This window comes from Candidatus Eremiobacterota bacterium (assembly GCA_031082125.1).
Lineage (GTDB): Bacteria > Vulcanimicrobiota > CADAWZ01 > CADAWZ01 > Ess09-12 > Ess09-12.
In genome coordinates this window covers 209,147-233,249 of record JAVHLM010000003.1, presented here as the reverse complement: position 1 = coordinate 233,249, position 24,103 = coordinate 209,147, and the positions used below count along the sequence as shown (strand labels likewise).

24 protein-coding genes are annotated in these 24,103 nt (G+C 54.0%); 17 read left to right on the top strand and 7 right to left on the bottom strand.

What is annotated here, in order from left to right; all coding sequences use genetic code 11:
- Positions 1-47: 47 nt before the first annotated feature.
- From plsY to RDV48_05085, 3 genes are read right to left on the bottom strand one after another with little or no spacing between them, the layout of a single operon-like run.
- Positions 48-695 (bottom strand): glycerol-3-phosphate 1-O-acyltransferase PlsY, encoded by a 648-nt coding sequence (gene plsY, locus RDV48_05095; protein ID MDQ7822153.1) that lies wholly within the window; start codon positions 693-695, stop codon positions 48-50.
- Between the two features lie 55 nt (positions 696-750).
- Complete coding sequence (gene der / locus RDV48_05090; protein ID MDQ7822152.1) at positions 751-2,061, bottom strand: ribosome biogenesis GTPase Der; 1,311 nt, start codon at positions 2,059-2,061, stop codon at positions 751-753.
- The gene (locus RDV48_05085) at positions 2,054-3,409 is read right to left on the bottom strand and encodes a DUF512 domain-containing protein (protein MDQ7822151.1); all 1,356 of its coding nucleotides are present in this window, start codon (positions 3,407-3,409) and stop codon (positions 2,054-2,056) included. Before RDV48_05085 ends, der begins: the two co-directional genes overlap by 8 nt.
- Before the next feature lie 177 nt (positions 3,410-3,586).
- Between RDV48_05085 and RDV48_05080 the strand changes: the two genes are divergently transcribed.
- Positions 3,587-4,012: a type II secretion system protein gene (locus RDV48_05080; GenBank protein MDQ7822150.1), complete on the top strand. Its 426-nt coding sequence runs from the start codon at positions 3,587-3,589 to the stop codon at positions 4,010-4,012.
- A 1-nt stretch (position 4,013) separates the two neighbouring features.
- On the opposite strand, the gene RDV48_05075 is transcribed toward RDV48_05080, so the two are convergent.
- The 4 genes from RDV48_05075 to RDV48_05060 are packed head-to-tail and all read right to left on the bottom strand — an operon-like array spanning position 4,014 to position 8,000.
- Entirely contained in the window at positions 4,014-4,622 is a 609-nt protein-coding gene (locus RDV48_05075) for a lysophospholipid acyltransferase family protein (GenBank protein ID MDQ7822149.1), read from the bottom strand.
- A gap of 2 nt (positions 4,623-4,624) precedes the next feature.
- On the bottom strand, positions 4,625-5,308 hold the full coding sequence (gene cmk, locus RDV48_05070) for a (d)CMP kinase (GenBank protein ID MDQ7822148.1): 684 nt from the start codon (positions 5,306-5,308) through the stop codon (positions 4,625-4,627).
- A gap of 15 nt (positions 5,309-5,323) precedes the next feature.
- Complete coding sequence (locus tag RDV48_05065; GenBank protein MDQ7822147.1) at positions 5,324-6,667, bottom strand: pitrilysin family protein; 1,344 nt, start codon at positions 6,665-6,667, stop codon at positions 5,324-5,326.
- Positions 6,657-8,000: a pitrilysin family protein gene (locus RDV48_05060; protein MDQ7822146.1), complete on the bottom strand. Its 1,344-nt coding sequence runs from the start codon at positions 7,998-8,000 to the stop codon at positions 6,657-6,659. The genes RDV48_05065 and RDV48_05060 overlap by 11 nt, the downstream gene beginning before the upstream one ends.
- Positions 8,001-8,465: 465 nt before the next feature.
- Here RDV48_05060 and RDV48_05055 point away from each other — a divergent pair, with 465 nt between their 5' ends.
- From RDV48_05055 to RDV48_04980, 16 genes are all read left to right on the top strand, one after another.
- Positions 8,466-9,335, top strand: a complete 870-nt coding sequence (locus RDV48_05055; GenBank protein MDQ7822145.1) for a type III pantothenate kinase — start codon at positions 8,466-8,468, stop codon at positions 9,333-9,335.
- Positions 9,336-9,423: 88 nt separating this feature from the next.
- Positions 9,424-10,689 carry an aspartate aminotransferase family protein gene (locus RDV48_05050; GenBank protein MDQ7822144.1) on the top strand — a complete coding sequence of 422 codons (1,266 nt, stop codon included), beginning with the start codon at positions 9,424-9,426 and terminating at the stop codon, positions 10,687-10,689.
- 24 nt (positions 10,690-10,713) lie between these two features.
- Positions 10,714-11,154: an SRPBCC family protein gene (locus RDV48_05045; GenBank protein ID MDQ7822143.1), complete on the top strand. Its 441-nt coding sequence runs from the start codon at positions 10,714-10,716 to the stop codon at positions 11,152-11,154.
- A 12-nt stretch (positions 11,155-11,166) separates the two neighbouring features.
- Positions 11,167-12,312: a shikimate dehydrogenase gene (locus tag RDV48_05040; protein MDQ7822142.1), complete on the top strand. Its 1,146-nt coding sequence runs from the start codon at positions 11,167-11,169 to the stop codon at positions 12,310-12,312.
- Positions 12,313-12,328: 16 nt separating this feature from the next.
- Positions 12,329-13,234, top strand: coding sequence for a quinate 5-dehydrogenase (locus RDV48_05035; GenBank protein ID MDQ7822141.1), 906 nt, complete (start codon positions 12,329-12,331; stop codon positions 13,232-13,234).
- 22 nt (positions 13,235-13,256) lie between these two features.
- Positions 13,257-13,766 carry a transcription elongation factor GreA gene (gene greA / locus RDV48_05030; GenBank protein MDQ7822140.1) on the top strand — a complete coding sequence of 170 codons (510 nt, stop codon included), beginning with the start codon at positions 13,257-13,259 and terminating at the stop codon, positions 13,764-13,766.
- Between the two features lie 173 nt (positions 13,767-13,939).
- On the top strand, positions 13,940-15,448 hold the full coding sequence (gene lysS / locus RDV48_05025) for a lysine--tRNA ligase (protein MDQ7822139.1): 1,509 nt from the start codon (positions 13,940-13,942) through the stop codon (positions 15,446-15,448).
- A 21-nt stretch (positions 15,449-15,469) separates the two neighbouring features.
- Entirely contained in the window at positions 15,470-16,300 is an 831-nt protein-coding gene (locus RDV48_05020) for a secretin N-terminal domain-containing protein (protein ID MDQ7822138.1), read from the top strand.
- An 89-nt stretch (positions 16,301-16,389) separates the two neighbouring features.
- A complete protein-coding gene (locus tag RDV48_05015) occupies positions 16,390-16,773 on the top strand; it encodes a hypothetical protein (protein MDQ7822137.1) in 384 nt (127 codons plus the stop codon).
- Entirely contained in the window at positions 16,748-18,349 is a 1,602-nt protein-coding gene (locus RDV48_05010) for a D-aminoacylase (GenBank protein MDQ7822136.1), read from the top strand. The genes RDV48_05015 and RDV48_05010 overlap by 26 nt, the downstream gene beginning before the upstream one ends.
- On the top strand, positions 18,342-19,130 hold the full coding sequence (locus RDV48_05005) for a serine hydrolase (GenBank protein ID MDQ7822135.1): 789 nt from the start codon (positions 18,342-18,344) through the stop codon (positions 19,128-19,130). Before RDV48_05010 ends, RDV48_05005 begins: the two co-directional genes overlap by 8 nt.
- Positions 19,131-19,294: 164 nt before the next feature.
- Positions 19,295-20,506 (top strand): HEAT repeat domain-containing protein, encoded by a 1,212-nt coding sequence (locus RDV48_05000; protein ID MDQ7822134.1) that lies wholly within the window; start codon positions 19,295-19,297, stop codon positions 20,504-20,506.
- A gap of 170 nt (positions 20,507-20,676) precedes the next feature.
- Positions 20,677-21,339 (top strand): phosphate propanoyltransferase, encoded by a 663-nt coding sequence (locus RDV48_04995; GenBank protein ID MDQ7822133.1) that lies wholly within the window; start codon positions 20,677-20,679, stop codon positions 21,337-21,339.
- A 31-nt stretch (positions 21,340-21,370) separates the two neighbouring features.
- Positions 21,371-21,700 (top strand): ethanolamine utilization microcompartment protein EutM, encoded by a 330-nt coding sequence (gene eutM, locus RDV48_04990; GenBank protein ID MDQ7822132.1) that lies wholly within the window; start codon positions 21,371-21,373, stop codon positions 21,698-21,700.
- A gap of 180 nt (positions 21,701-21,880) precedes the next feature.
- Positions 21,881-22,654: a hypothetical protein gene (locus RDV48_04985; protein ID MDQ7822131.1), complete on the top strand. Its 774-nt coding sequence runs from the start codon at positions 21,881-21,883 to the stop codon at positions 22,652-22,654.
- Between the two features lie 32 nt (positions 22,655-22,686).
- On the top strand, positions 22,687-24,102 hold the full coding sequence (locus RDV48_04980) for an aldehyde dehydrogenase EutE (GenBank protein MDQ7822130.1): 1,416 nt from the start codon (positions 22,687-22,689) through the stop codon (positions 24,100-24,102).
- Position 24,103: the final 1 nt, after the last annotated feature.

Genomic DNA, 24,103 nt, shown 5'->3' with positions numbered 1-24,103 from the left:
TTGGCATATCCTCTCTTTTCTTTAAAATATCACTGCCATTGAAAGGCTCAGGAAGCCCTGGCGTCACTTTCCTCCCGGGGGGCGTCTTCTTTTCCCGCTTTTTCAGTGATTTTCAGCTCGGTGCCCTTGAGAAGCTTTTTTATATTCCCCCTGTGGGCATAAAAGGCGAATGCGCAGGATATGATACCGAAGGCTATAAAAGGGACGGGCTGCTTAAAAATCACCATGAAGGCCGGCAGCGCAAGGGAACCGGAGAGAGAGCCCACGGAGCTGTATCTGGTAAGGAGCACCATAAGCCCCCAGACGCTAAAACACATAAGCGCTATCCACCAGTTAAGGGCGATAATGACGCCAAAGCTTGTGGCAATACCCTTTCCTCCCTTGAATTTGAGAAAAATCGAGTAATTATGGCCCAGGATGGCTGTTACCCCTGCTATCACCTGGAGTAAAGGGACCAGGGCATCACTTGCAGCAAAAAACCTCGCGAGGAGCACAGGCAGGATTCCCTTTGACATATCGCAAAGGAGGACTGCGATGCCGCCTGCAGGTCCGAGGGTCCTGAAAGCGTTTGCCGCTCCTATATTGCCGCTTCCGAACTCCCTTATGTCAATGCCTTTCAGCTTCTTTCCTATGAACACCCCGAAAGGCAGGGAGCCGTAAAAGTATGAGAGGATGATAAGCAGCAGGGAGCTCATGCCACACTCCTTTGCCTGAAAATTCCATTCTTGGAGAGTCGGGAGTCTGTTCTCTTCATTTTTTCTTGAAGGTGATCACCACCGGTGACCCGATAAATCCCAGTGCCTTTCTCACGGTGTTTTCCAGGTATCTTTTATATGAGAAATGGACCAGTTTGGGAGAGTTCACCTTGAGGGTGAACCGGGGAGGTGCCACGCCTTCCTGGAATGCATAGAATATCCTTAATTGCTCACCTTTGTAAGATGGTGCAGGCCTGAGGCTCTGTGCCTCCTGGAAAATCCTGTTCACCATCGAGGTTTCTATCTTTTTACGGTATTCCTTCATCACCTCGTTCACCTCGGGGATAATCCTGCCGATCCCTTTGCGGTGGAGTGCCGAGATAAAAAGAACAGGCGAATAATCAATAAAATAGAGCTCTTTTTTTACCATGATGGTGAACTCTTTCTTGTTTGTCTCCGGAGAGTCCTGCATCAGATCCCATTTGTTTACGACAATCACAGACGCTTTGCGGGTTTTCTGAATCTGCTCGGCGACTTTTTTGTCCTGTGCGACAATTCCTTCTTCGGCATTGAGGACCAGCAGCACGCAGTCAGATGATTCAATGGCCCTGAGCGTCCTGATGGCGCTATAGTATTCTACTTTCTCGTCTATTTTCCCTTTCCTCCTGAGGCCCGAGGTGTCAGTCACGAGGATCTGCGTGCCTGCCAGCGTGATGAGGCTTTCCACGCAGTCCCTCGTGGTGCCCGCCGCGTCGTGCACGATGCTTCTCTCTTCATCGGTAAGGGCATTGATGAGTGATGATTTGCCCACATTTCTCCTCCCTGCGAGAGTGAGCCTCAGGGGAGGGGCCTCGGGAGCACCTGAAGGTGCGGGGAATCTGGAAAAGATCTCATCAAGAAGCTCCCCTGAATTGGTGCCGTGGAGAGCCGAGACAGGAAATGCCTCGCCGAATCCAAGGGGGGCGAACTCATTGACCGTGTAAGCGCTTTCAAAGTTGTCCACCTTGTTGGCCACAAGAATGAGGGGTTTCTTCATCTTGCGCAGCTCGACGGATATCTCCCGGTCAATATGGGTGAGCCCTTCCTTCGCGTCAACAACGAAGAGAAGAAGGGTCGATTCCTCGATAGCCTTCCTGGACTGTCTCTGGGCCAGCATCTTGACGACATCATCCTCCTGGGGATCGAGCCCACCCGTGTCCACAAGATAGCAGGCTCTGCCATCCCATGTGCACTCAGAGTAAATCCGGTCTCTTGTGATGCCAGGCTCATCCTGGACTATTGCCGAAGGCTTTCCCAGCAGCCTGTTAAAGAGCTGGGATTTACCCACATTGGGTCTCCCCACAATGGCGATTACCGGCTTATCCATGGGATCCTCCTTGCTTTGGTAAGACCTTTCCCTTCGGCCTGGTGATGTGCATGAGCAGATCAGAGTAGGAGGGCTTCACCGGGATCACTTCTCTTCCCAGGCGCTTCCCCAGGGCAGAGAGCGTGAGGCCATCGAGGAACACGAGATCTTCCCTCAGGCATGCCGAGGGTATGAGAACCCTTTCCCCTCCATCCTCTTTTTCGAGTGCCTGGAGAATGTCTCCTCCTGTGAGGAGGCCTGCCACATCAACCTGAGGGCCCCAGAAGGAGTTTTTCACCCTGTGGACAGTCACTTTCAGGCCCTGCACCCTGTTGAGAGCCTCCGATATGATCAGGATATGGGAATAAGCAAGCTCCCCTGTCACAATGCTCACATGCCGTGCCGGTGAGACCGCAGCGGGGAGAAACCTTGCTTTTCTGCGAAACTCGCCCATCAGCATTCTCATCATTCCCACACCGTTCTCTATCTGGGGAAAGTCTCCGTAGTCGCAGGAGCGGGGGAGGGCTCTGCTTGTTTTAAGATAGAATTCGTCGCCCAGATAGACAAGGGTTTCGCCCATTCTCCTGCGGAACCCTTTCTGAAGGGAGTGCACAACCATGACGGTCTCTTTCATTTCGGAAAGGGAGAGGGAGCGGATCGGCGAGTCCTTGGGGAGGTACCTCGTCACTCCCACAGGGACCACTGCAATGGAAGAGACTGAGGGATAAAACTCCGCCAGTTCCATGACTGTCCTTTCCAGCTCTTTCCCGTCATTTATCCCAGGACAGAGCACCACCTGGGTGTGGATTCTTATTCCCCAGCCACGGAAGCGCTCAAGGTGCTCTCTTATCCTCTCCGCAGCGGGGTTCCGAAAAATTCTGACGCGGAGCTCCGGTCTCGTGGCATGGACCGAGAGGTAGAGGGGACTGAGGCGGTAGCGCCTTATCCTCTCCCAGTCCTTTTCCTCCATATTGGTAAGTGAAATGAAGTTGCCGTGGAGAAATGAGAGTCTGAAATCATCGTCCTTGATCTTGAGGGTGCCTCTCAGCGAGGGGGGGACCTGGTCCACGAAGCAGAAATGGCATTTATTACGGCACACCTTGAGGCCGTCGAAGATCTCACATTCGAACCTTATTCCAATGACCTCTTCCTCTTCCTTCTTTATGAAGGCCTCAAAGGCTTTCCCGCTCCTTATCAATCTGATTTTCAAAAGCGTTCCCGAGGTGAGATAGAGATAGTCAATGCTGTCACTGAGCGGAATGCCATTGATACTCACCACAAGATCTCCCTTGCGGAGCCCTGCCTTCGCGGCGGGGGAACCGTCGATTGTCTGGGCTATTCTGCCGCCCCGTCCTCTGATGTTTTCCATCACCTACCTCCTCCCCGGGCCCCCCCTCCTCTGGTGCCATAATTACCCGCCGCCGCCCTTTTTTCCTGGTGGGCAGGCCTCTTTCCTAATATTGAAGCACAAGGCATTTTACGTTATAATAATAAAGGGAAATGCCTCCTCCTAGTGGAAAATTTCTGCCGAGAGGTGAATGGTGAAATGATGAACAAGCGAAGTGGGAGAGCCCCGGGATATACGCTGATCGAGATCGTGACGGTGATGGGTATTATTGCCGTTCTTTTCTGCCTTTTTGCCGTCGTGGGCTATACGCGCGCCAAGGCCCGCACCACCTATATAGCCTGCTGCGAAAACCTCAGGACCATTTCAACAGGACTGCAACTCTATTCAAACGAGGCACGGAACAAGCGGAAATTTCCCCTGGAGCTCAAGTATCTCACCCCTGATTACCTCAAGACCATTCCCACGTGCCCCGCCGCCAGGGCGGACACCTATGAGAATGCCTATGAGCATGACGACAACAGCGACAATTTCACCTTATATTGTGAAGGCAGCCATCATATGATGCTCGGCTTTGACAGCAACTATCCCCAGTACAGCTATCAATGGGGCCTTGTGGAATGGTAGGCTAGCCTTCCTGGAGGGACCTGAGCACCTGCATCACCCTGTCGGTGAAGACTCTCATATACTCCTTGTGTGACATTCCCTCTTCTTCGTTTTTATAAAAAATAGGCGGCCCGAACCGAACCGTTACCTTTGAAAATACGGGAATGATGCCTTTCATGGTCACCATGCATCGGGTTCCGCTTATAGCGCAGGGAATAATAGGTGCGCCGGACTGCTTGATGATAAGTGATACCCCCATTTCCCCCTCGTTTATCTCGCCGGTAGCCGACCGTGTGCCCTCGGGAAAGATGCCTACGGTCTCGCCGCTCTTGAGGAGCCTGATGGCATGCTTTATTGCTTTTGTGTCAGAGGCTCCCCTTGTCACAGGAAAAGCCCCGAGGACGCTGATGAGCGGCGACAGGATGGGGATGTTGAAGAGCTCCTTCTTAGCCATGAAATGGACCGGCCTGACTGAGACCGCTCCCACTGCGGGGGGATCAAAATAGCTCACATGGTTGCAGGCGATCACGCAGCCTCCCGCGGAGGGAATGTGATGAAGGCCCTCGCACTTCAGGCTGAAAAACACCTTGAAAATCACTTTCAGGATAATATGGGCCGCCGTATAGAACATTCTTATCCTCTCTCTGTCCTTACAAGCTCCATCACCTGATGAACCACTTCCTCAATGCTTTTCCCGGTGCTGTCAATCACTGTTGCCTCGTCGGCAACGGAAAGAGGGGAATCTTCCCTTGATGAATCAATGGTGTCGCGGTGCTCTATGTTGTTCACGACAGCCTCCATAGCAGGATTTTCTCCCTTTTCCTCCATCTCAAGAAAGCGCCTTCTTGCCCTTTCCTGGGAAGAAGCGGTAAGGTAGACCTTGACCTCGGCATCGGGCATCACGACGGTGGTGATATCCCTTCCTGCCATCACCACCCCGCCTTCGCGGGCAAGCGCTCTCTGCTCTGCCACAAGCGTCTTTCTCACCCCGCTGATCCTTGCTACCGTTGACACGTAAAGGTTCACTTCGTCACTTGTGAGAAAATCCGTCACGTTGACTCCGTCTATGATGACCACATATCCCTGGGCATTGTCTGTACTGGGCTTCAGCTCCACGGGGAACTGCCCCGCAATGGCAATGATGGCCTCCTCATCGCGAAAATCAGCGCCAAGGCACAGCGCTTTCCAGGTGACGGCGCGGTACATGGCCCCCGTGTCCACATAGAGGTATGAAAGCCTTTTTGCCACTTCCTTTGCCACGGTGCTTTTTCCTGATGCAGCGGGACCGTCAAAAGCGATTTTGATTCCCTTCATCACCACACCTTTCTTTCCTTACCTGAACCAGTCTATGTAGTATGCTCCGGGTGGCCTCACCACAAGATACGTGGGTACCTGGAAGTATTTGTTGATCATCAGGGAGATGTCCTGCGAGGTCACCTCTTCGACTTTTCTTTCCAGGGTGACATCGAGCGAGTATTTCCCCCCAATTACTTCCGATACGGCCGTCGCGAGGGCCTGCCCCTTTGAGGACTCCCGGGAGAGAAGATAGCCGCCGAAAATTTTGGCCTTGGCATCTTCCAGCTCTATGGGAGTCACGCCATGGACCCTTATGTCCTCTATCTCGTTGAGTATGAGCCTTCTTGAAGCAATCACGTTCTGCGGCTGCGTTATCACGTAAAGAAGCAGATGGCTGGGCCCCTCAAGCTCCGGGTAATAAGAGCCCAGCTCGTAGGCAAGGCCTCTTTTCTCCCTCAGCTCCACCCATAATCTTGAATTGAGGCCGTCACCGAGGAGTGTTTTCAGCACAAGCATGGCAGGGTAATCAGGTGAGCCGTATGAGGGTGCCGGAAAGCCCAGCAGTATCCAGGACATTTTTGAGAGAGAGGAGAGAAAAAGCTCTTTCTCAATGGTCTGGGGCTCCCACTGCACCTCCACCCTCGTGGTTTTCCTGGGCCTGAGAGAGGAGAAGTCGTTCTTTATCTGCGCCATGACCTCGTCCTGCTTCACGTTTCCCGCAATGGCTATTACTATCCTGTCAGAGGTGGCCTGGGAGGCAAAGAAGGATTCGGCTTTTTTCTTGTCGGTATTTTCGATGCCCTTGACATTGGCTTCCTCTGAGAGCTTGTAAGGGTGGTAACGGTAGAAATTCTGCAGAAAAATGCTGTAGATGGTGGAGAAGGCCCCTTTGCCGCCCTTGTTCTTCTCCACGAACGAATTTTTTACTTTGGTGAAGAGGGTGTCACTGATTGTGGGATCTACCAGGGCCTTTGCCACAAGCTCCAGGAGCTTCTTGTAGTGGCGGGGGGTAGTGACAAAGTTCAGGGCAATATAGTCGGCAGTGGATTCAGTCTGGGTCATCACTCCCATGAGCTCGGTGAGGCTGATGCCTCCCGCGGTGGTCTCGCCTGCTATTTTTTCCTGCAGCAGCTCCAGAAGAAGGGACCTGATACCTACCTTCTGATCCTCTTCATCATAAACGCTTGACCTGATTATTATGGAGACTGCCACAATATCTTTTGTCTCCCCCGGTTTCACAAGCAGCAGAAGACCGTTGTCGAGGATGTTTTTGAACACAGGCGGCTCTGCCCCGAAAAGCGGCAGGGGAGACTGTCCAAGGCTCCATAGAAACGCCATGAGCAGCAGCAGCGCGAGGGGAGCCTCTCTTTCACTCTTCATCGTCAAATTTCCGTTTCTTCTTTTCTTCAGGCTTCACAATTATAGCACAATACGGCGATGAGAAGAGCTTTCTGGCCGTATTCATGAGGTTTTCCCTTGTGACGCCATCTATATTCCTTGGATAGTCAAGGGCAAACTCATAGCTGTCGATGGCTTCGTAAAAGCCGATGCTCGATGCTTTCCCGTCATTTGTCTCGTTGCCGAATATAAAGCTGTTCTTCAGCAGGTTCTTTGCCCTTTTCACGTCATCATCGGTAAAATTCCCCGCTGCTACCTGCTCCGTCCCGGCGAGTATCTCCTTTTTCACGGTGTCGATGTCATTGGTTTTCAGCGTGGAAAGTATCACGATGAGCCCCTCGTCTCTCTGGGTCTGGAAATTCACGCTGATTTCCTTCACCAGCTTTCTGCGCTCGACGAGATCCCTTGTGAGAAGGGAGCTTGTGCCCATGCCCAGCATGAAGCAGAGCACGTCAGTGGCGTAGATGGTATCCCTGTCTTTCACCGAGGGCCCGAGAAAGCCCATGGCCAGGTAGGAATCATCGATATCTTTCTTTACCGTTTTTTCCTTGACCTGGGCAAGCCTCTTTTCAGCGGGAAAGACCTGTTCCCCATAGGAGCTCCGGGGAATTGAAGCATAGGCCTGGGTGAGGAATGATGAGACTTTATCCCTGTCGAAGTTTCCCACTATGACGAATATGAGGTTTTCCGGCGAGTAGAACCTCTTACGGTAGCTGATGAAATCATCTCTCTTAAAAGCTTTGAGATTTTTCTCAAATCCTATGGTGGTTTTCCCGTAAGGATGGGTGGGGAAAGCCATCTCAAAGAGGGTATCATAGAAAAAGCGTGAAAAATTGTCTGCGCCCATCGAGTATTCTTCGAGAATGACCTTGCGCTCCTGCTCTATCTCCTTTTCATCAAACCGGGCATGCTGGAGGGCATCGGTTATAAGCTCCAGGCCTTTCATGCAGTGGACGCTCGGAATGTTGATGTAGTATCTCGTATAGTCCTTCGATGTCTCTGCATTGCACATGCCGCCCAGAGCCTCGAGAGAGCTCTTGAACTCAGCCCCTGACGAGGTCTGAGTGCCCCTGAAAAAAAGGTGCTCGCAGAAGTGGCTGATGCCTTCTTCGCTCTGCCTCTCGTCCTTGCTTCCCACGCGGACATAGGCATTTATTGACACGAGGGATGAGTCCTTGTTCTCCTCCATGAGAATGGTGAGGCCGTTTTTCAGCCGCTGCTGCACGATATCGCCTTCGGCTGCACCGGCGTATATCCCGGGGGCAAGAAGGATGAAAGCGGTGACTGTCAAGAGAATGAGCAAATGCCTGTTCATGAGTTTCTCCTGCCTCTGTGCGGGGAGTGTCCGTCATAATTCGCCGGGAGGGGTGAAATACCTCTTGCCTCTATGGATGATTCTCACAGGGAAAGAGATGGAGAGAGGAAGCAGCCCCGGGGAAAAAGAAAGAGCAGCAGGCCAAGTCTCACATTACGCTACAATCCAGAACCACAGTCAAGAACCACAGTCAAGATTTGTTTAGGTGGCCGAAGCCACTTGTTAATGTGCAAAGCAGTTTTCCGGTAGTCATAAAGTCTATGCCAACAGTCGAACCACTCGTAACAATAAGCCTGCTGCTTCTTTCACTATAGCAGAAATTGACGGGTATGTCAATTTCCCGCGGGGACTCTTGAATCCGGCAAGAGGAATTTGCCCTGAGCTGTAGAATCTGGAGATACACCATGCGGAACCCATGCATATCCCGGTTTTTTTCATTATATACTCACACCCGCTCTAAGCGCCATGCACCCTCCAATCGGAAATTCAGAGTCTATAATGAGTGCGTATGGCATGCTCTTGACTATGAGGCCTTGGCGCCGTGGTAAGAGGGGAGGAGTCCTTCTGCTGCTCGTTTTGGATTCAGGGAATTCCTGCCTTGTCATGGGGGTTTATCAGGGAGAGGACCTTCTCACCACCGCCCATGTAGGCACCTCTCTCGCAAGGGATGAAAGGGAGTACCTCGATCTGGTGAGAAAATTCATCAGGGAGAAGGCTGTCCCGAAAGACAAGATAACCACTATCGGCATATCTAACGTGGTGCCGCGCCTGAATTCCCTTCTGGATGAAGCAGTGAGAGAGCTTTTCGGCATCGCTCCCTTCTTTGTGGGCCACAGTCACACTGACCTGATAACATTGGACATTGAAACTCCATCTGAGCTGGGAGCCGATCTCGTAGCAGCCGCCGTGGCGGCTTACAGGAAACACCGGGACTCGCTTATCATAATCGATATGGGTTCGGCGACGACTTTTTCCCATATCACCGGGGAGGGGAGCTTTCAAGGGGTGATAATATGCCCTGGCCTCCGGATGGGTGCCGAGTTTTTCAGTGCAAGGATTCCCTACCTTCCGGAAGTGAAGCTTGCAGTGCCGCAGAAGCTTCTGGGCCGGAACAGCGTTGAGAGCATCCAGTCAGGACTCATGCTGGGCCATATCGCGATGCTTGAGGGGATTGTGCGGCGCCTCCAGGAGCATTACGGAAGACCCGGAAAGGTCATCGCGTGCGGCGGATTCGCCCATGTGCTGAGGAGTCACCTTCCCTTTGTGGATTCCGTGGAGCCTTTTCTTGTCCTTGAGGGCATAAGGGTTCTCTCGGAGAGCGGGGAAGCGCGGTGATTTTTACTGAAGGAAGTGAACGAGGAGGAAAAGTTCCCACCATGTCGAACTGTCGTTGAAACCTTTATGGGAAAGGGCGTGGACTGTTATGATAGAGACTGATGGCAGGGTGAAAACCTCTCTCGCGTCTACAGAGGATGCCTACAAGCACCACTTGAACCCTTCCCTGTCAAGACTTCTGAAGTTCAGCGGCTACTATGCAGAGGAGTGTCATGCCGAGGGTGTGTATGTCTATGATGAAAAGGGAAATAGATACATAGACTGCGCAGGTGGCTACGGTGTTTTTGTCCTGGGCCACAGGCACCCCGCCGTGGTCAAGGCGGTAAAGGCTCAACTGGACCAGATGCCGCTTTCGACCAAGGTATTTTTCAACAGGCAGCTTGGCGAGTGCGCCCGCAGGCTTGCTTCTCTCTGCGGCGGCGGCCTTCAGTACTGCTTTTTCTGCAACAGCGGCGCCGAAGCCATCGAAGGCGCCATAAAGCTTGCGAGGATAAGCAAGGGGAAGCACCGCATCATCTCCACGATCAATTCATTCCATGGGAAGACTCTTGGAGCGCTCTCGGTTTCGGGCAGGGACATCTATAAGAAAGGATGCGGCCCCCTCATCGAGGACGTGGTGCAGATCCCCTTCGGTGACGCTGAGGCGCTCAGGAGCGCCATCAATGACAATACCGCCGCATTTATCGTCGAGCCTGTCCAGGGTGAAGGAGGAATAATAGTCTCTCCCGACGGGTATCTCCAGGAAGTGAGAAAGATATGCACGGAGAGAGGAGTCCTTTTCATTGCCGACGAGGTGCAGACCGGAATGGGGAGGACCGGGACCTTTTTTGCCGTGGAACAGTGGAATGTCTGGCCTGACATGCTTACCCTTGCCAAGGGCCTTGGAGGCGGGGTCATGCCGGTAGGCGCCATCATAGGCACGGCAGAAGCATGGAAGCCTTTCCAGGAGAATCCCCTTATCCACACCTCCACTTTCGGCGGGAATCAACTGGCATGTGCAGCGGCCCTGGCCACCATCGAGGTCATCACCGGCGAAAATCTCCCCGGCCGCGCTGAGGAGCATGGTAAGTACTTCATGGCGAAGCTCAGAGAGGTGCAGGAGCGGTACCCCGATATCATCGCCGAGGTTCGCGGAAGGGGTTTGATGATAGGGGTAGAAATGATCAGGGAAAGTTACGGCGGCTCGATAATCTTTGAGATGTCCCGCGGAAGAGTCACAGGAGTCTATACGCTGAACAATCAGAAGGTTATCCGTTTTGAGCCGCCGCTTATCATAGAGAAGAACGAGATAGATCAAGCTGTCGCCGTCTTTGAAAAGGCGGTGGAAAAAACGAAAAAAACCTTTGTAAAATAGTCCGTCACCCGGGAGGAGATATTTGTGCCATACGTAGAAGCGTCCATAGTGATAAAAGCAGATGCAGATGCCGTATACCGTTTCGCCAAGGAGCAGGAAAAGTTTCCCCAGTATATGCGTGACGTGGAAAGCGTGAAAGTGCTTGAGCGGCGGGAGAGCTCCCAGATGTCGGAGTGGGTGACCAGCGTCGAGGGAACACCCATAATATGGATTGAAGAGGACGTATTTGACGATAAGAACAGGAAGATCACCTACCGGCTCACTGAGGGCGACCTCGACAAGTTCGAAGGCTTCTGGACCTTCACTCCCTCCAGCGAGGGAACCAGGGTAGTGCTGGCAGTGGATTTCGATTTCGGAATACCCCATCTCGAGGAGCTCATCGGCCCCACGCTCCAGACCAAGGTCCGCGAGAACTCTGATATGATGCTTACCGGCATCAAGCAGTTTTTTGAAGGCGGAAAGTAGAGGAAGGTCACCATGCTGAGATTCGGCTTCTTCGTACATCCCATTGATATGCACGATGTGGCCCGCGTGGCCCCCCAGGCCGCCAACAAGCGCCAGGCCCTCGTTGAGAAAATACTCGAATGGACTCCTCCTCACGAAGTGGCTCATGTGAAGGGCCTTGTCTCTGCAGACGGCAAGGATGTCGAGGGATGGTTTATTGCCGTGCCTCTTTTCCCTCATCAGTTCATGAACATGCCCAAGGAATTTGTCTATGAGAAGCTCCGCAAGGGCGCCCAGATCGCCAGGGACAAAGGAGTGCAGATACTGGGCCTCGGGGGATTCACGTCGATTATAGGGAATGGCGGTATCGCCATGGCGGAAATGGTTCCCGACATACCGGTCACAAGCGGAAACAGTTACACGATAGCCACTGCCGTTGAGGCGACCGTCGAGGCGGCGAAGAGGCTCGGGATAGATCTCTCCAATGCCACGGCCACGGTGATTGGGGCCTCAGGCTCCATAGGGAGCTGCTGCGCCCATCTTCTCGCCCCGCAGGTCAAGAAGATGGTCCTCGTGGCGAGGAATCTCAAGCGCCTCGAGAAGATAGCAGAAGGGATACGCCAGTCCACGGGGAGGGAGACTTCGGTGTTCAGCGATGTCTCTGTGGGAATCAACAAGGCCGACATTGTGGTCTCCGCCACGAGTTCCTCGGGCGATATCATCAAGGCTCACGATCTTAAAAGCGGTGCCCTGGTGTGCGATGTCTCACTTCCCCACGACGTGTGCAGGGAAGTGGCATTTCTCCGTCCCGATGTGCTTGTGATAGAGGGCGGCCTCGTGGAGATCCCGCAGAATGTAAGGCTTAACTATGACTTCGGTTATCCCGATAACGTCTCGCTCGCCTGCATGGCGGAGACAATGGCGCTCTGCATGGAGGAGAGGTTCGAGGTATTCAGCATCGGGAGGGGCATCAAGATCGAAAACGTGAGGGAGATCACGAGGATCACCAAGAGGCAGGGCTTCAAGCTTGCCGGTTTCAGGAGCTTTGACCAGCTCGTCACCGACAAGATGATAGAGCGCGTGAAAAAGCTGAAGTCGCAGAATGTGGCCGATTACCTCAGGAGCGCCATTGATGACGGAAGCGGCGGCAAGTCCCCGATTGAAAGCAAGGTGCCCTAGGAAAGGACATTTCACCGTGAAGCGGGTAATAAGCGTGAGCCTCGGCTCGTCAAAGAGGGATCACAAGGTGGAGCTCCCCATCATGGGAGAGGAATTTTCCATAGAGCGGCGGGGAACAGACGGCGACATGAGAAAGGCCGAGGCCCTGCTCAGGGAGCTTGATGGAAATGTTGATGCCATAGGACTGGGAGGCATTGACATTTACCTCTACTCTCGGAAAGGGCGGTACGCTCTCAAAGACGGCCTCAAGCTCATGAACGCCGTGCAGAAGACGCCGGTCGTTGACGGGAGCGGCCTCAAGAACACCCTGGAGCGTGAAGTGGTGAGGATTCTGGATGCCGACGGGCGCTTTCATCTCAAAGACAGCAAAGTTCTCATGGTCTGTGCCATGGACAGGTTCGGGATGGCCGAGGCATTCATCGAGGCAGGGTGCTCAATGGTCTTTGGCGATATGATGTTTTCCCTTGACAGGGATCAGCCAATCTACAGCATTGAGGAACTTGCCGAGTATGCCGAGAAGCTCCTTCCGGAAATCTCCAAGCTTCCCATAGGGTTTATCTACCCCATAGGGAAGAAGCAGGACCTGCCCCCCGAGGAGAAATACCGCGACTATTACCATAACGCTGATTTTATCGCCGGCGATTATCATTTTATCAGGAAGTATCTTCCGGCTGAGCTCCCGGGAAAGCATATCATCACCAACACGGTGACTGCCGAAGATATAGAAATGCTGAAGGCACGGGGCGTGAAGTACCTTATCACGACGACGCCTGAATTCCAGGGCCGCTCTTTCGGCACCAACGTTCTTGAGGCAGTGCTTCTCGCCATGCTCGGGAAAAGATGGCAGGAAGTCACTGCGGAGGAATACCTTGATCTTATCAAAAGGCTTGAGCTCAAGCCTAGAATTGAAATACTGAATTAAGAGTCCCTTAGAGGAGGAGAGAATGGCCAACCCCAGCAAAGAGATAATTCTCACCCGCGATGCGTTCAAGAAGTACCAGCAGAAGCTCGATTATTACAAGACCCACCACCGCAAGGAAGTGGCAGAGCGAATAAAGCAGGCCAAGGAGTTCGGCGAGATCGGGGAAAACTCCGAATATGAGGATGCGAAAAGCGAGCAGGCCTTCATTGAAGGTGAGATCATGCATCTTGAAAATATCCTGCGCAACGCCAAGGTCCTTGATGAGAAGGAGATCCCCAAGGACAGGGTAAGCCTTGGCTCCACAGTGACGCTCAAGAACCTTGGCACGGGGAAAAACGTGGAATATACCATCGTGGGCTCACTGGAGTCAGACCCCTCAAAAGGCTTCATTTCCAACGAATCACCGGTGGGTCACTCCCTCATAGGCGCTGAAAAAGGCAAGAAAATCGAGGTAGAAGTGCCCAAGGGCAAGATGGAATATGAAGTGGTGAGAATCTATCAGAAGCAGCATCTTGACACTGAAGTAATATAAGGAGAGGAGCCCACGGCAGGGCTTCCTTGAGCGGGCAGGCCTCTCTCATCGGCGGAAAGGCTTCTTTTCCATGGTAAAGAAATTTCTCCCATGAAGGCCTGCGCTGGTATTTTTCTCGCAGACGGATCCTGAAATACAGGGCGGCACAAGAGACAACGACCGGGGAGGAAATGATGGGGAGCGATATAAGCAAGGAAGAAGAGCAGTCCTCTTTGAGCCTGAGCGATCAGGAACATGAGAGGCTTGACCATCTCAAGGAGCTTCGTGCCAGGGGCATCGATCCTTATGAGATGAAGTTCAGACGGACCCATAGAACTTCCGAGCTCCACCGTCTCTATGACGAGATTCCCATAGGGGAGGAACGTGACGAGGCGGCTGTGGCCGGGAGGATTATGGCCGTACGGTCCCATGGAAAGACGGTTTTTGCAACTCTCCTTGATGGGGAGGGGCAGATACAGCTCTATTTCCGCAAGGACAAGCTTGGCGAAGAGCTTTTCTCGCTGCTCAGGTATTGTGATATCGGTGATATGGCAGGTGTGAAGGGAAAAGTGTTCCGCACCAGAAGCGGCGAGCTCACCATATCCGTCGAAGAGTTCTCCCTGCTCTCCAAGGCCCTCCATCCCCTTCCGGAGAAATGGCACGGCCTCAAGGATGTGGAAACCCGTTACCGCCAGCGCTATCTTGACCTGATTACCGACGAGCGCTCCCGGGACACTTTTTTAAAGAGGAGCAGGCTCATCGCGGCGGTGAGAGACCTGCTCAACGGGAAGGGATTTCACGAGGTGGAAACCCCCTGCATGAACGCCATCGCGGGAGGTGCCGCCGCAAGGCCTTTCATCACCCATCACAATGCGCTTGAAACCGATCTTTATCTCAGAATCGCCACGGAGCTGCACCTGAAGAGATGCATCGTGGGCGGGCTGGAAAAGGTCTATGAAATCGGGAGGATCTTCAGGAACGAGGGCATCTCCACAAAGCACAACCCCGAGTTCACGATGCTCGAGGTTTACGAGGCATATTCAGATTATGAGGGCATGATGGAGATGACGGAGGAGATCATTGCCGCCATCTGCAGGAAGCTTGAAACAGGCGATGATATCTTATACCAGGGAACCACTCTGCACCTTGCTCCCCCGTACCGCCGCCTTACCATGGACGAGGCGCTCCGCACTTATGGAGGCATAACGCTTGACGATCTCAGGGATATGAAAAAGGCACCGGAGATTGCCGAAAAGTACGCCGTACCCTTTCACAAGAAAGAAGAACTAGGCCATTTCATCGACAAGGTCTTCGAGTGTGTCGTGGAGCCCCACCTTGTGCAGCCCGTATTCATCACCGATTACCCTATCGAGATATCGCCTCTTGCCAAGAAGAAAAAGGAAAATCCTCTTCTCACCTACCGGTTTGAGCTTTTCATTCATCATCTTGAAGTTGCCAATGCCTTCTCGGAGCTCAACGATCCTCTTGATCAGCGGAAGCGCTTCGAGTACCAGATGGAGCTCAAGGCCTCGGGAGACGAGGAGGCCCATCCCCTCGACGAGGATTTTCTCTGTGCGCTGGAATATGGCATGCCTCCCACGGGCGGGATTGGCGTCGGCATCGACAGGCTTGTGATGCTCTTTACCGATTCCCCGTCCATCAGGGATGTGATACTGTTTCCCGCGCTGCGCCCTAAAGGGTAGCCCGCTCTCCCGGAAGGCACCATGACAAAGTACAAGATTATCATAGTGGTAATGTGCCTTATCGCGCTTTCTGCCGCCATGCCCTCCCCGGGGCGCGGTGAAGAGCCCGAAACGATCACGAGCAAGGTGTTCCGCCTCTGCTATCTCAATGCGGTGGACACGGAGAAGCTGGTGCGCATATTCCTCTCGAAGGAAGGTCAGGCCGTCTCCGAGGCCAGAACCAACATCCTTATCGTGAAGGACTACCCCTCTGTCATCGAGGAGGTGTCAAAATTCATAAAAGAGCACGATGTGCCTCAGCCGCAGGTGAGAATATGGGTGAATTTCTTCGACAGTGCCTCTTTTTCTCAGGCGGGATGGGGGGCGAATGCCATGGCGGTGAACAACAACTGGAGAGTCGCCCTTTGGGCGGGAAGCCTCTCCCAGTCAAGCTCTGTCCAGGGAACGATGAACCTTATGACCATAAGCGGCACATGGGGATCGATCTCATGCGGGGAGAATGTCCCCCAGGCATCATGGTTTTTTTCCCTTGCCCAGACCCTGGGGTATATCACCGAGATCCCCCTTTACCGGGAGGTCTCTACCGGCTTTGCCGTGATGCCCGTCGTGAGGGGCGAAGAAGTGGAGCTCACCGTGGCTCCCCAGATAAGCTATTTTACCGACAGGGAGAGGGGAACCATAAGATTCGACAAGCTCTCGGCAACTGTCCGTGTGCCGAATGGCCAGTCGGCGGTGCTTGCTGCCGGTGAAGGCGAGCAGAGCTCCCTCATTACCATGATATTCGGTTCCATGCGAAGCCGCCAGTCCCAGGCAATGTCGATTGTTATCACGCCGCTTATTGACCGAAGGTAAGGAGGAGAGTGGCCCGGGAGAAAGAAATAGTGGGTAACGCATACGCCACTTGTGCGAGCTTTTGTCTAGTCTTTCTGCGGAGGAAGCCAATGAAGTGTCCTGAGTGTCTTGAAGAAGTTGTAGTAGGAGATCTGCATTGTCCTTATTGTGGAGCGGAACTGGAAGATGAGGGCGAAAGCGAACTCGAGGAAGACCGGGGGCTTGCGCCGTTAATGAGTGTCGCCGACGAAGCCGAGGCATCAGGTATCAAGGAACTCTTGGAAGTAAATGGAATTCCTGTCGTGATTCATTCGCAAAAACGGGCCTCTGAGAGAGCCGATTACCATTACAGCATTGATACATGGGGTGAAGTGCTTGTGAACCGGGGCGATCTTGAGAGCAGTCTCCTCATCCTCCAGAAGTACATGGATACCCAGCGGAGTCTTCTTATCCAGGAGGAGGACGTTGATGAAGAAGAGCCCGGACAGGATTGACCTCGCCATCACGGGCGGACTCGTCTGTGACGGAACAGCAGCAGTCCCGTACCCCGCCGACCTTGGCATATGGAGAGGAAAGATAGTGGCTCTGGGGAGCCTCGGGGAAAAAAAGGCATACCGGACGATTGATGCGCGGGGGCTTGTGATAGCCCCCGGTTTTATTGATATCCACGGCCATACTGATGAGCACATTCTGCTCTACCCAAGGGCCGAGAGCAAGGTTCATCAGGGCGTCACCACCGAGGTGGCGGGGAATTGCGGCGCATCGCCGGCACCCCTTTATGGAGCAGCACTTGAAGAGTTCAATGGAGAGTGGAGCGAGCTTTCTGGCTCCAATGCCTCCTGGAGGAGCTGTGATGATTTTTTCCGCCTCCTTGAGAAGAAGAAAATCGGCATCAACTTCGCGATGCTTGTAGGGAACGGCACCATAAGGGGGGGAGTCCTGGGATTTGATGACCGGCGGGCAGGCCCCTCGGAGCTCGTGAAGATGAAGGCAATCCTTTCCGAGTCCCTCAGTACGGGGGCATGGGGCATGTCTTCGGGTCTTATCTACGTGCCCTCGGCTTTTTCCTCAGAGGATGAGCTTATCAGCCTTGCCGGGCTCGTAAAGGAGGCAGGCGGCATCTATGCCACTCATATGCGGGGTGAAGGTGACAGCCTTCTTGAATCCATTGCAGAAGCCCTTTCGGTGGCTCTCAAGTCAGGAGTCCGGCTCGAAATCTCGCACCTGAAGGCTTCAGGGGAGAGAAACTGGAAGAAGCTCCCTCAGGTCCTTCAGATGATAGAAGAGGCACGGCAAATGGGGGGGCTTGTGGGGGCCGATCAGTATCCCTATCCCGCCTCATCGACAGGGATTGCCTCCCTTTTCCCTTCCTGGGTGCGGGAGGGGGGAAAGAGCGCCCTCCTGGGAAACCTGGAAAAAGAGGAGACCTGCGGGAGGCTCGCCATGGAAATGAATGATCAGGTAATTGACTGGACAAGAATCGCTTTTGCGGCTTTTAAGAATGAGGAACTCTTGAGATTCAGCGGAATGAGGGTAGGAGAAGCAGCGCACAGTGAAGGGAAAACGCCCCTGGAGCTTGTAATCCGCTTGATAATGATGGAGAAGTCTGACCTGCCGGTTCTTTTTTTCACGCAGTCGGAAGAAAATGTCGTGGCCATCATGGAGCGTCCTTATGTGTGTTTCGGGACTGATGCCGCCGCCCGTTCCGCAGAGGAGAGGAGGCAGGAGGACATGCCCCACCCGAGGGCCTACGGGACCTATCCACGGATTCTCGGGCATTATGTGAGAGATCGCTCCGTTCTGAGCCTTTCTGATGCGGTGATGAAAATGACGTCGCTGCCTGCGGAAAGGATAGGGCTTACGGGGCGGGGCAGGATAAGGGAAGGATGGTGGGCTGACATAACTGTTTTTGACAGAACCAGGATCGCGGAAAAATCCACTTACCTTGATCCCCACCAATATCCTGAAAATATTGAGTATGTAATCATAAACGGCGAGGTAGTAATAGACCAGGGGACCCATACAGGCGCGCTTCCCGGAAGGGTCCTCAGAAGGAATGCCCATGAGTGAAAAAATGGCACTGAAACTTGCTGCAATGGCCCAGGCACTCAGAGGCACCATGGGATTTGCCATAAAATCCCTGGAAGGCTCCGAGGCTTTTTATCACAGGGCGGAAGAGCGTTTTCATGCCGCCAGCATTATCAAAATGGCCATAGCTGGAGAGCTGTACCGGCAGATTGAAAAGGGACTCCGCCGCCGTGACGAAACGGTAAGGCTTGCCGCTGAATTTAAGGTTGATGGCGCCGGCGTGCTGAAGGAACTCCATGACGGCCTGGAGCTCACGGTAAGCGACCTTGCCGCCCTCATGATCGTGGTGAGCGATAATACTGCCAGTAATATGCTCATAGACCTTGTGGGCATGGATCAGGTGAATTCTCTCCTGGAGCACCTGGGGATGACAGGGAGCCGCCTTGTGAAGAAGTTCATGCTATCCCATCCCGATCCTTCGTTCTTTAACTACACCACTCCCCGCGATACTCTCGTCCTTCTCGAGAAGATTTACCGGGGCGAGTTTCTCTCGCACACCTCGGCCGGGGAGGTCCTGGGAATTCTTGAGCGCCAGCAGTACCGCGAGAAGATCCCCCTCTTTCTGCCGGAGGAGTTAAGAATTGCCCATAAAACCGGCGAGGTGACAGGGGTGCGCCACGATGCCGGCATTGTGCTCCTGGAGAGGAACCCTTATGTGATATGCCTTTTTACCAGGGACCTTGAAGATCCTCTTGAAGGAGACAGGGTTATCGCTGAGATATCAAGGGAGGTGTTCCATTATTTCTCCTGTGCCAGGGGATGATTCTCTGCATCATCCGGGATGCAGAGAATTTTCTTTCCGGATAATAGGCTTCTCCCAAGAAGGAATGTAGGCAATCATAGAGAATTTCTTTCATAGGATATACAGGCTCCCACGATTGAGAGAGGCTTCTTTTCTACCGGATGTTCTCGTGCAGGAGGCAGATAGTGGCCAAGGCAGATTTGAAGATCAGGTTGAATATCCGCGAGTCTGCTGAGGGTTTTTTGAGGCTGGTAGAGAAGAAGTTCAAGCTCACGCTCGATTTCTCCGAAGAATCCCTTCTTATCGCTGACGATCTCATCACTATCTTCTTCAAGGTGCGCAAGAGTCACTATTACCGTGCGGCAGGCTTTATAGGGAGCTACCTCGGCGAGGTCATCATTGAAAATATGGGCGGCCGCTGGCAGAAAGATCTCACCCTCGAGAAAGTGGGGAACATGAAGGGCTTCGCCCACCCCATGATCCGCGCCAAGAAAAGGCTCGCCAACGGCATGCAGGACTCCCTCTCCATCTATTATCGCTCCCTCAAACTGAGCACCTGCCAGGACACAAGCTTCGCCATGAGAAACGGCGTGACCAGGGAAGCCTACGCCGCCCTGAGAACCGAAGGGTGGGACAGGGAAGTCCTTAGCCGCGTGCTCGATGATGAGGAAAAAAGCTATGTAAGGGAGGAGGCGTCCGATCTTCTCGGGCGCCTTGCCGGCCCCGCGATGGTTCCCCGGCTTGTGGAGGGTCTGAAGGATAATAAAAGTGCCTATTTCTGCGCCAAGGCCCTTCAGGGACTCCCTGACGGATCAGCATTCAAGCCCCTCATGGAGCTTATGAAAAAGACCCGCTCGCCTATCGTCAAGATGCAGGCGGCCCTCGCCCTTGGTGCAATCGGCAACCCCGAAGCCCTTGATGAGCTGATAAAACTGCTTGATGACGAAAATGAGATTCTGGCCCATTATGCCTCCATGGCGGTCGGGAAAATAGGCGGGGCCAAGGCCGTAGAGATGCTTCTGGAAATAATGGCCTCCCACAGGCCCGGAAAAAGGGTATATGCCATTGCCGCCCTGGAGGAGATAGGAGACCGCAAGTCGGTGCCGGCCCTTATCGAGGCCCTTTTTTCGCGCGATGAGGAGATAAAGGAATCGGCCGTGAGGGCTCTCCAGTACATCCCCGATGAACGGGCCTTCAAGCCTCTCCTGTTTCTGCTCAAGGACAAGTCCTACCGCATCAGGACCCTCACGGGGTATGCGCTGGCGAACTTCGAGGACTCAAGAGCTCTCCCCTACATCAAGATGCTCCTCCGTGACGAGGTGCAGGCAGTGCGCCATCACGCGGCGAAACTCATCTACTGGCTTGAAAAAGGGGAAAAGCCTGCACGCTGCATATAGGTGTGTGCTGCTGTTCCCTGCTCATGAGCCCCTGACGGTCACCCCTGTGCTCTCTGCAATTCCTTCATGGACTTCAATGCAAAGCCCATGCCACAAAGAGGGATTAAGAGAATTTCTGTCGAAAGAAGAACATCTCTGCCCCAGGGCGGTAAAAAGAGCAGGAAGGCGCCATGGAAGAAGAGCTGATAAGAAAGATTGTGGAGAAAGTGGTCCGGGAAGTTCAAGGGCGAGAGGTCTGCACCTCGAGCGGCGACCCGATTCCCATCAACATCTCGAACCGCCATGTCCATATGAGGAGAGACGACCTGGAAGCCCTCTTCGGGAAGGGTTTTGAGCTCACCAGGATGAGGGATTTGATGCAGCCGGGGGAATTCGCCTCAAAAGAGACCGTCACCCTCGTAGGGCCCGGAGGGGTCATCAGGGATGTCCGGGTCCTTGGTCCCGTAAGAAATTATACACAGGTCGAGATATCTCTCACCGACAGCTTTGCCCTTGGGATCTCCTCGCCACTCATCAGGGATTCCGGTGCCCACGAGGGCACGCCGGGCATCACGGTCGTGGGGCCCCAGGGCGCGGTGACCCTCCGGCAGGGGCTGGTGATTGCCCAGCGCCATATCCATATGACTCCGGGCGATGCGAGGCGCTGCGGCGTCAAGGACGGGGAGTGGGCCAGAGTCCTTGTTGACGGCCCCCGGGGCCTGATTTTTGACAGGGTGCTGGTGAGAGTGAAAGAAACCTACGCGCTTGAGATGCACCTTGATATTGACGAGGCAAACGCATGCGCCCTCAAGCCGGGAGCCTCCGGAATCCTGGTGAGGGGTATCACTTTGTAATGACTGCATGGGATATAATCAACTAAAATAAATGGAGGTGGCAACTGTGATTTCAACGTATGAAGCCCTGGGAATGATAGAAACCAAAGGCCTGGTGGCGATGATTGAGGCGGCTGACGCGATGGTAAAGGCGGCCAATGTAAAGCTCATAGGATGGGAAAAGATAGGCTCCGGCTATGTAACTGCCCTGGTAAGAGGCGATGTGGCGGCATGCCGTGCCGCAACTGATGCCGGCGCTGCAGCGGCAAGAAAGATCGGAGAGCTCGTGGCCGTCCATGTCATACCCAGGCCCCATAAAGAGCTCGATGATGTGCTCCCCATTGCTCCTCCAAAAGAGAAGCCCGTTCAGGATAAGAAGTAGCACTGAGGGAAACCTCTGGAGCTTTTCGGAGAGGCACCACAGGGAAAAGGAAGGCAATGGCTCTGACAGGGCGGCCGGAAGGCCGCCCTGATGAGCCTGAAAATGCCCGCCTGCCCTCCAGGTGGCTGCTGCAATAGTGTTTTTTCTCTCTGCGACAGTTTTGTTTTGGGGAACAATGAAATGGAATTGGAGCATCTCATAGAAGACATTACCGCCATGGTGATGGAGCGCCTTGCCTCGCTTCCCGACGGGGGCTATGAGGGCGTGGAGCGCCTTCCTCATCAGGCTTCTCTTCCCGCACCGCCGTCAAAAACATTCAGGGGGCTCGTGGTGCTCACCGATGAAAGGCCCCAGATGGAGGTCTTCTGGGAGCAGTTCCAGAGGTGCGGCCGCCTTGGCATAGCGTGGACTTTTTTCAGGGGAGGCGATTGTTTTCTCCCCCCGGACTCATCGATCCCGAAGGTGAATGACTCCCTCCCCTCCTCCTGGGCAGCCCTTGTCCCCGGGGCCGATTTTCTTATAGTGCCTGTCATGACCATGACGCTCTGCTCCAAGATCGCGAGCCTCATTGCCGATGACGTGCCTTCCAGGGTGACCCTCCAGGCGCTTGTGGAAGGGAAGCCGGTTCTTGTCGGTGCGGAAGAGATCTCATTTCTCAACAGGTTTTCAGCGCGACTTCCCAAGCCGCTTGTGAGCGTTCTGAACGCTCACTGCGAGGTGATGCGGGCGATGGGGCTCACCGAGATTCCTCTTGCAAGCCTGGAGACAGAGCTTGTAAAGCTTCTCTCCCGTCAGCCCCAGGAGGGCAGGGCTGGCAATGTCATCACCAAGGCTGATGTGCAGGCCGCCTTTGATGAGGGGAAAAGGCGCCTGGAGTTTCTGAGGGGCACGATAGTGACTCCCCTCGCCCGGGAATATGCGGAGGCGACGGGCGTCGAGATCATCCTGAGATGAAGAGATTCAAGTTTTGCTGAGGAGGTGCTCCCATGGAGCTTAACCGCGAGGAGATTGGCAGGATTGTCGAAGAAGTGGTGAGGCGGTACAGCGATAAAAGGGCGGTAGAGAAGGTAACTGCCCGCAGGGGCATCTTTGAAGACATGGACGAGGCAATTGAAGCCTCCCATAAGGCCCAGAGAAAGCTTGCAAAGCTCTCGGTTGCCGACAGGAAGAAGATCATCCAGTCCATGCGTGATCATGCGATAAAGCAGATTAGGGCTCTCTCAGAGCTCGCCGTGGCGGAGACCGGATATGGAAGGGTCGAGGACAAGATCGAGAAGCACAGGCTCACCATTGAGAAGACCCCCGGCGTTGAAGACATATTCCCCACTGCTTTTTCCGGCGACCATGGCCTCACCCTTGTGGAGATGGCCCCTTACGGCGTCATCGGCTCAATCACCCCCTCGACGAATCCTTCGACTACCGTGATAAACAATTCGATCAGCATGATCTCTGCAGGTAACAGCGTGGTCTTCAACCCCCACCCCCAGGCCCAGAAGGTGTCCCAGAAGGCAATTGAGATACTCAACGAGGCTGTGGAGGCCGTGGGCGGCCCGCCGAATCTCATGACCACCGTGGAGAAGCCCAGCCTCGCGAGCGGCCAGAAACTGCTCAAGAGCCCGCTTGTGAGGATGCTGGTGGTGACGGGAGGGCCGGAAATTGTGAGAATTGCCATGACATGCGGTAAGAAGGTGATTGCCGCAGGGCCCGGCAACCCCCCGGTGCTTGTCGATGAGACGGCAGACATAAAAAAGGCTGCTGCCGATATTGTGCTGGGAGCCTCCTTCGACTGCAATGTCATGTGCATAGCCGAAAAAGAGGTATTTGCCGTGGAGTCCATCTTCTCCCCTCTCAAGGAGGAGATGGTGCAGAAGGGAGCCTTTGAGCTCTCGCCTCTCCAGGCCGATGAGCTCACAAAGATAATCTTCAAGGAGGGCGGCGTGGGCTGCCATGAGCCAGTTCTCAACAGGGACTACGTGGGGAAGCCTCCCCATTACATTGCCAAGGCCATTGGGCTTGATGTTCCTGCCACCACGAGGCTCCTTATCGCAGAATTCCCGCCCGATCATCCCCTTGTCCATGTTGAGCAGCTTATGCCCTTTATCCCCCTGGTGCGGGTGAGGAATGTCGCCGAGGGAATAGAGAGGTCCGTCGTGGCCGAGGGAGGCTGCTTGCACACGGCCTCCATGCATTCAAGAAATATCGAGAATCTCAGCGAAATGGCCTCAAGGATAAACGCGACGATTTTTGTCAAGAATGCCCCTACTCTCGCAGGCCTGGGCTTCGGCGGCGAAGGCCATACGACCCTCACCATCTCCACCCCCACGGGGGAGGGAGTGACTTCAGCACGGACTTTCACCAGACAGAGGCGCTGCGTGCTCGTGGATTATTTAAGGATAGTATGAG

Excerpts from the sequence above, each read along its gene's own strand:
- plsY (MDQ7822153.1), bottom strand. The coding sequence starts at position 695 with ATGAGCTCCCTGCTGCTTATCATCCTCTCATACTTTTACGGCTCCCTG.
- der (MDQ7822152.1), bottom strand. The coding sequence starts at position 2,061 with ATGGATAAGCCGGTAATCGCCATTGTGGGGAGACCCAATGTGGGTAAA.
- RDV48_05085 (MDQ7822151.1), bottom strand. The coding sequence starts at position 3,409 with ATGGAAAACATCAGAGGACGGGGCGGCAGAATAGCCCAGACAATCGAC.
- RDV48_05080 (MDQ7822150.1), top strand. The coding sequence starts at position 3,587 with ATGATGAACAAGCGAAGTGGGAGAGCCCCGGGATATACGCTGATCGAG.
- RDV48_05075 (MDQ7822149.1), bottom strand. The coding sequence starts at position 4,622 with ATGTTCTATACGGCGGCCCATATTATCCTGAAAGTGATTTTCAAGGTG.
- RDV48_05065 (MDQ7822147.1), bottom strand. The coding sequence starts at position 6,667 with ATGAAGAGTGAAAGAGAGGCTCCCCTCGCGCTGCTGCTGCTCATGGCG.
- RDV48_05060 (MDQ7822146.1), bottom strand. The coding sequence starts at position 8,000 with ATGAACAGGCATTTGCTCATTCTCTTGACAGTCACCGCTTTCATCCTT.
- RDV48_05055 (MDQ7822145.1), top strand. The coding sequence starts at position 8,466 with ATGCACCCTCCAATCGGAAATTCAGAGTCTATAATGAGTGCGTATGGC.
- RDV48_05050 (MDQ7822144.1), top strand. The coding sequence starts at position 9,424 with ATGATAGAGACTGATGGCAGGGTGAAAACCTCTCTCGCGTCTACAGAG.
- RDV48_05040 (MDQ7822142.1), top strand. The coding sequence starts at position 11,167 with ATGCTGAGATTCGGCTTCTTCGTACATCCCATTGATATGCACGATGTG.
- greA (MDQ7822140.1), top strand. The coding sequence starts at position 13,257 with ATGGCCAACCCCAGCAAAGAGATAATTCTCACCCGCGATGCGTTCAAG.
- lysS (MDQ7822139.1), top strand. The coding sequence starts at position 13,940 with ATGGGGAGCGATATAAGCAAGGAAGAAGAGCAGTCCTCTTTGAGCCTG.
- RDV48_05020 (MDQ7822138.1), top strand. The coding sequence starts at position 15,470 with ATGACAAAGTACAAGATTATCATAGTGGTAATGTGCCTTATCGCGCTT.
- RDV48_05015 (MDQ7822137.1), top strand. The coding sequence starts at position 16,390 with ATGAAGTGTCCTGAGTGTCTTGAAGAAGTTGTAGTAGGAGATCTGCAT.
- RDV48_05010 (MDQ7822136.1), top strand. The coding sequence starts at position 16,748 with ATGAAGAAGAGCCCGGACAGGATTGACCTCGCCATCACGGGCGGACTC.
- RDV48_05005 (MDQ7822135.1), top strand. The coding sequence starts at position 18,342 with ATGAGTGAAAAAATGGCACTGAAACTTGCTGCAATGGCCCAGGCACTC.
- RDV48_04995 (MDQ7822133.1), top strand. The coding sequence starts at position 20,677 with ATGGAAGAAGAGCTGATAAGAAAGATTGTGGAGAAAGTGGTCCGGGAA.
- eutM (MDQ7822132.1), top strand. The coding sequence starts at position 21,371 with ATGGAGGTGGCAACTGTGATTTCAACGTATGAAGCCCTGGGAATGATA.
- RDV48_04985 (MDQ7822131.1), top strand. The coding sequence starts at position 21,881 with ATGGAATTGGAGCATCTCATAGAAGACATTACCGCCATGGTGATGGAG.
- RDV48_04980 (MDQ7822130.1), top strand. The coding sequence starts at position 22,687 with ATGGAGCTTAACCGCGAGGAGATTGGCAGGATTGTCGAAGAAGTGGTG.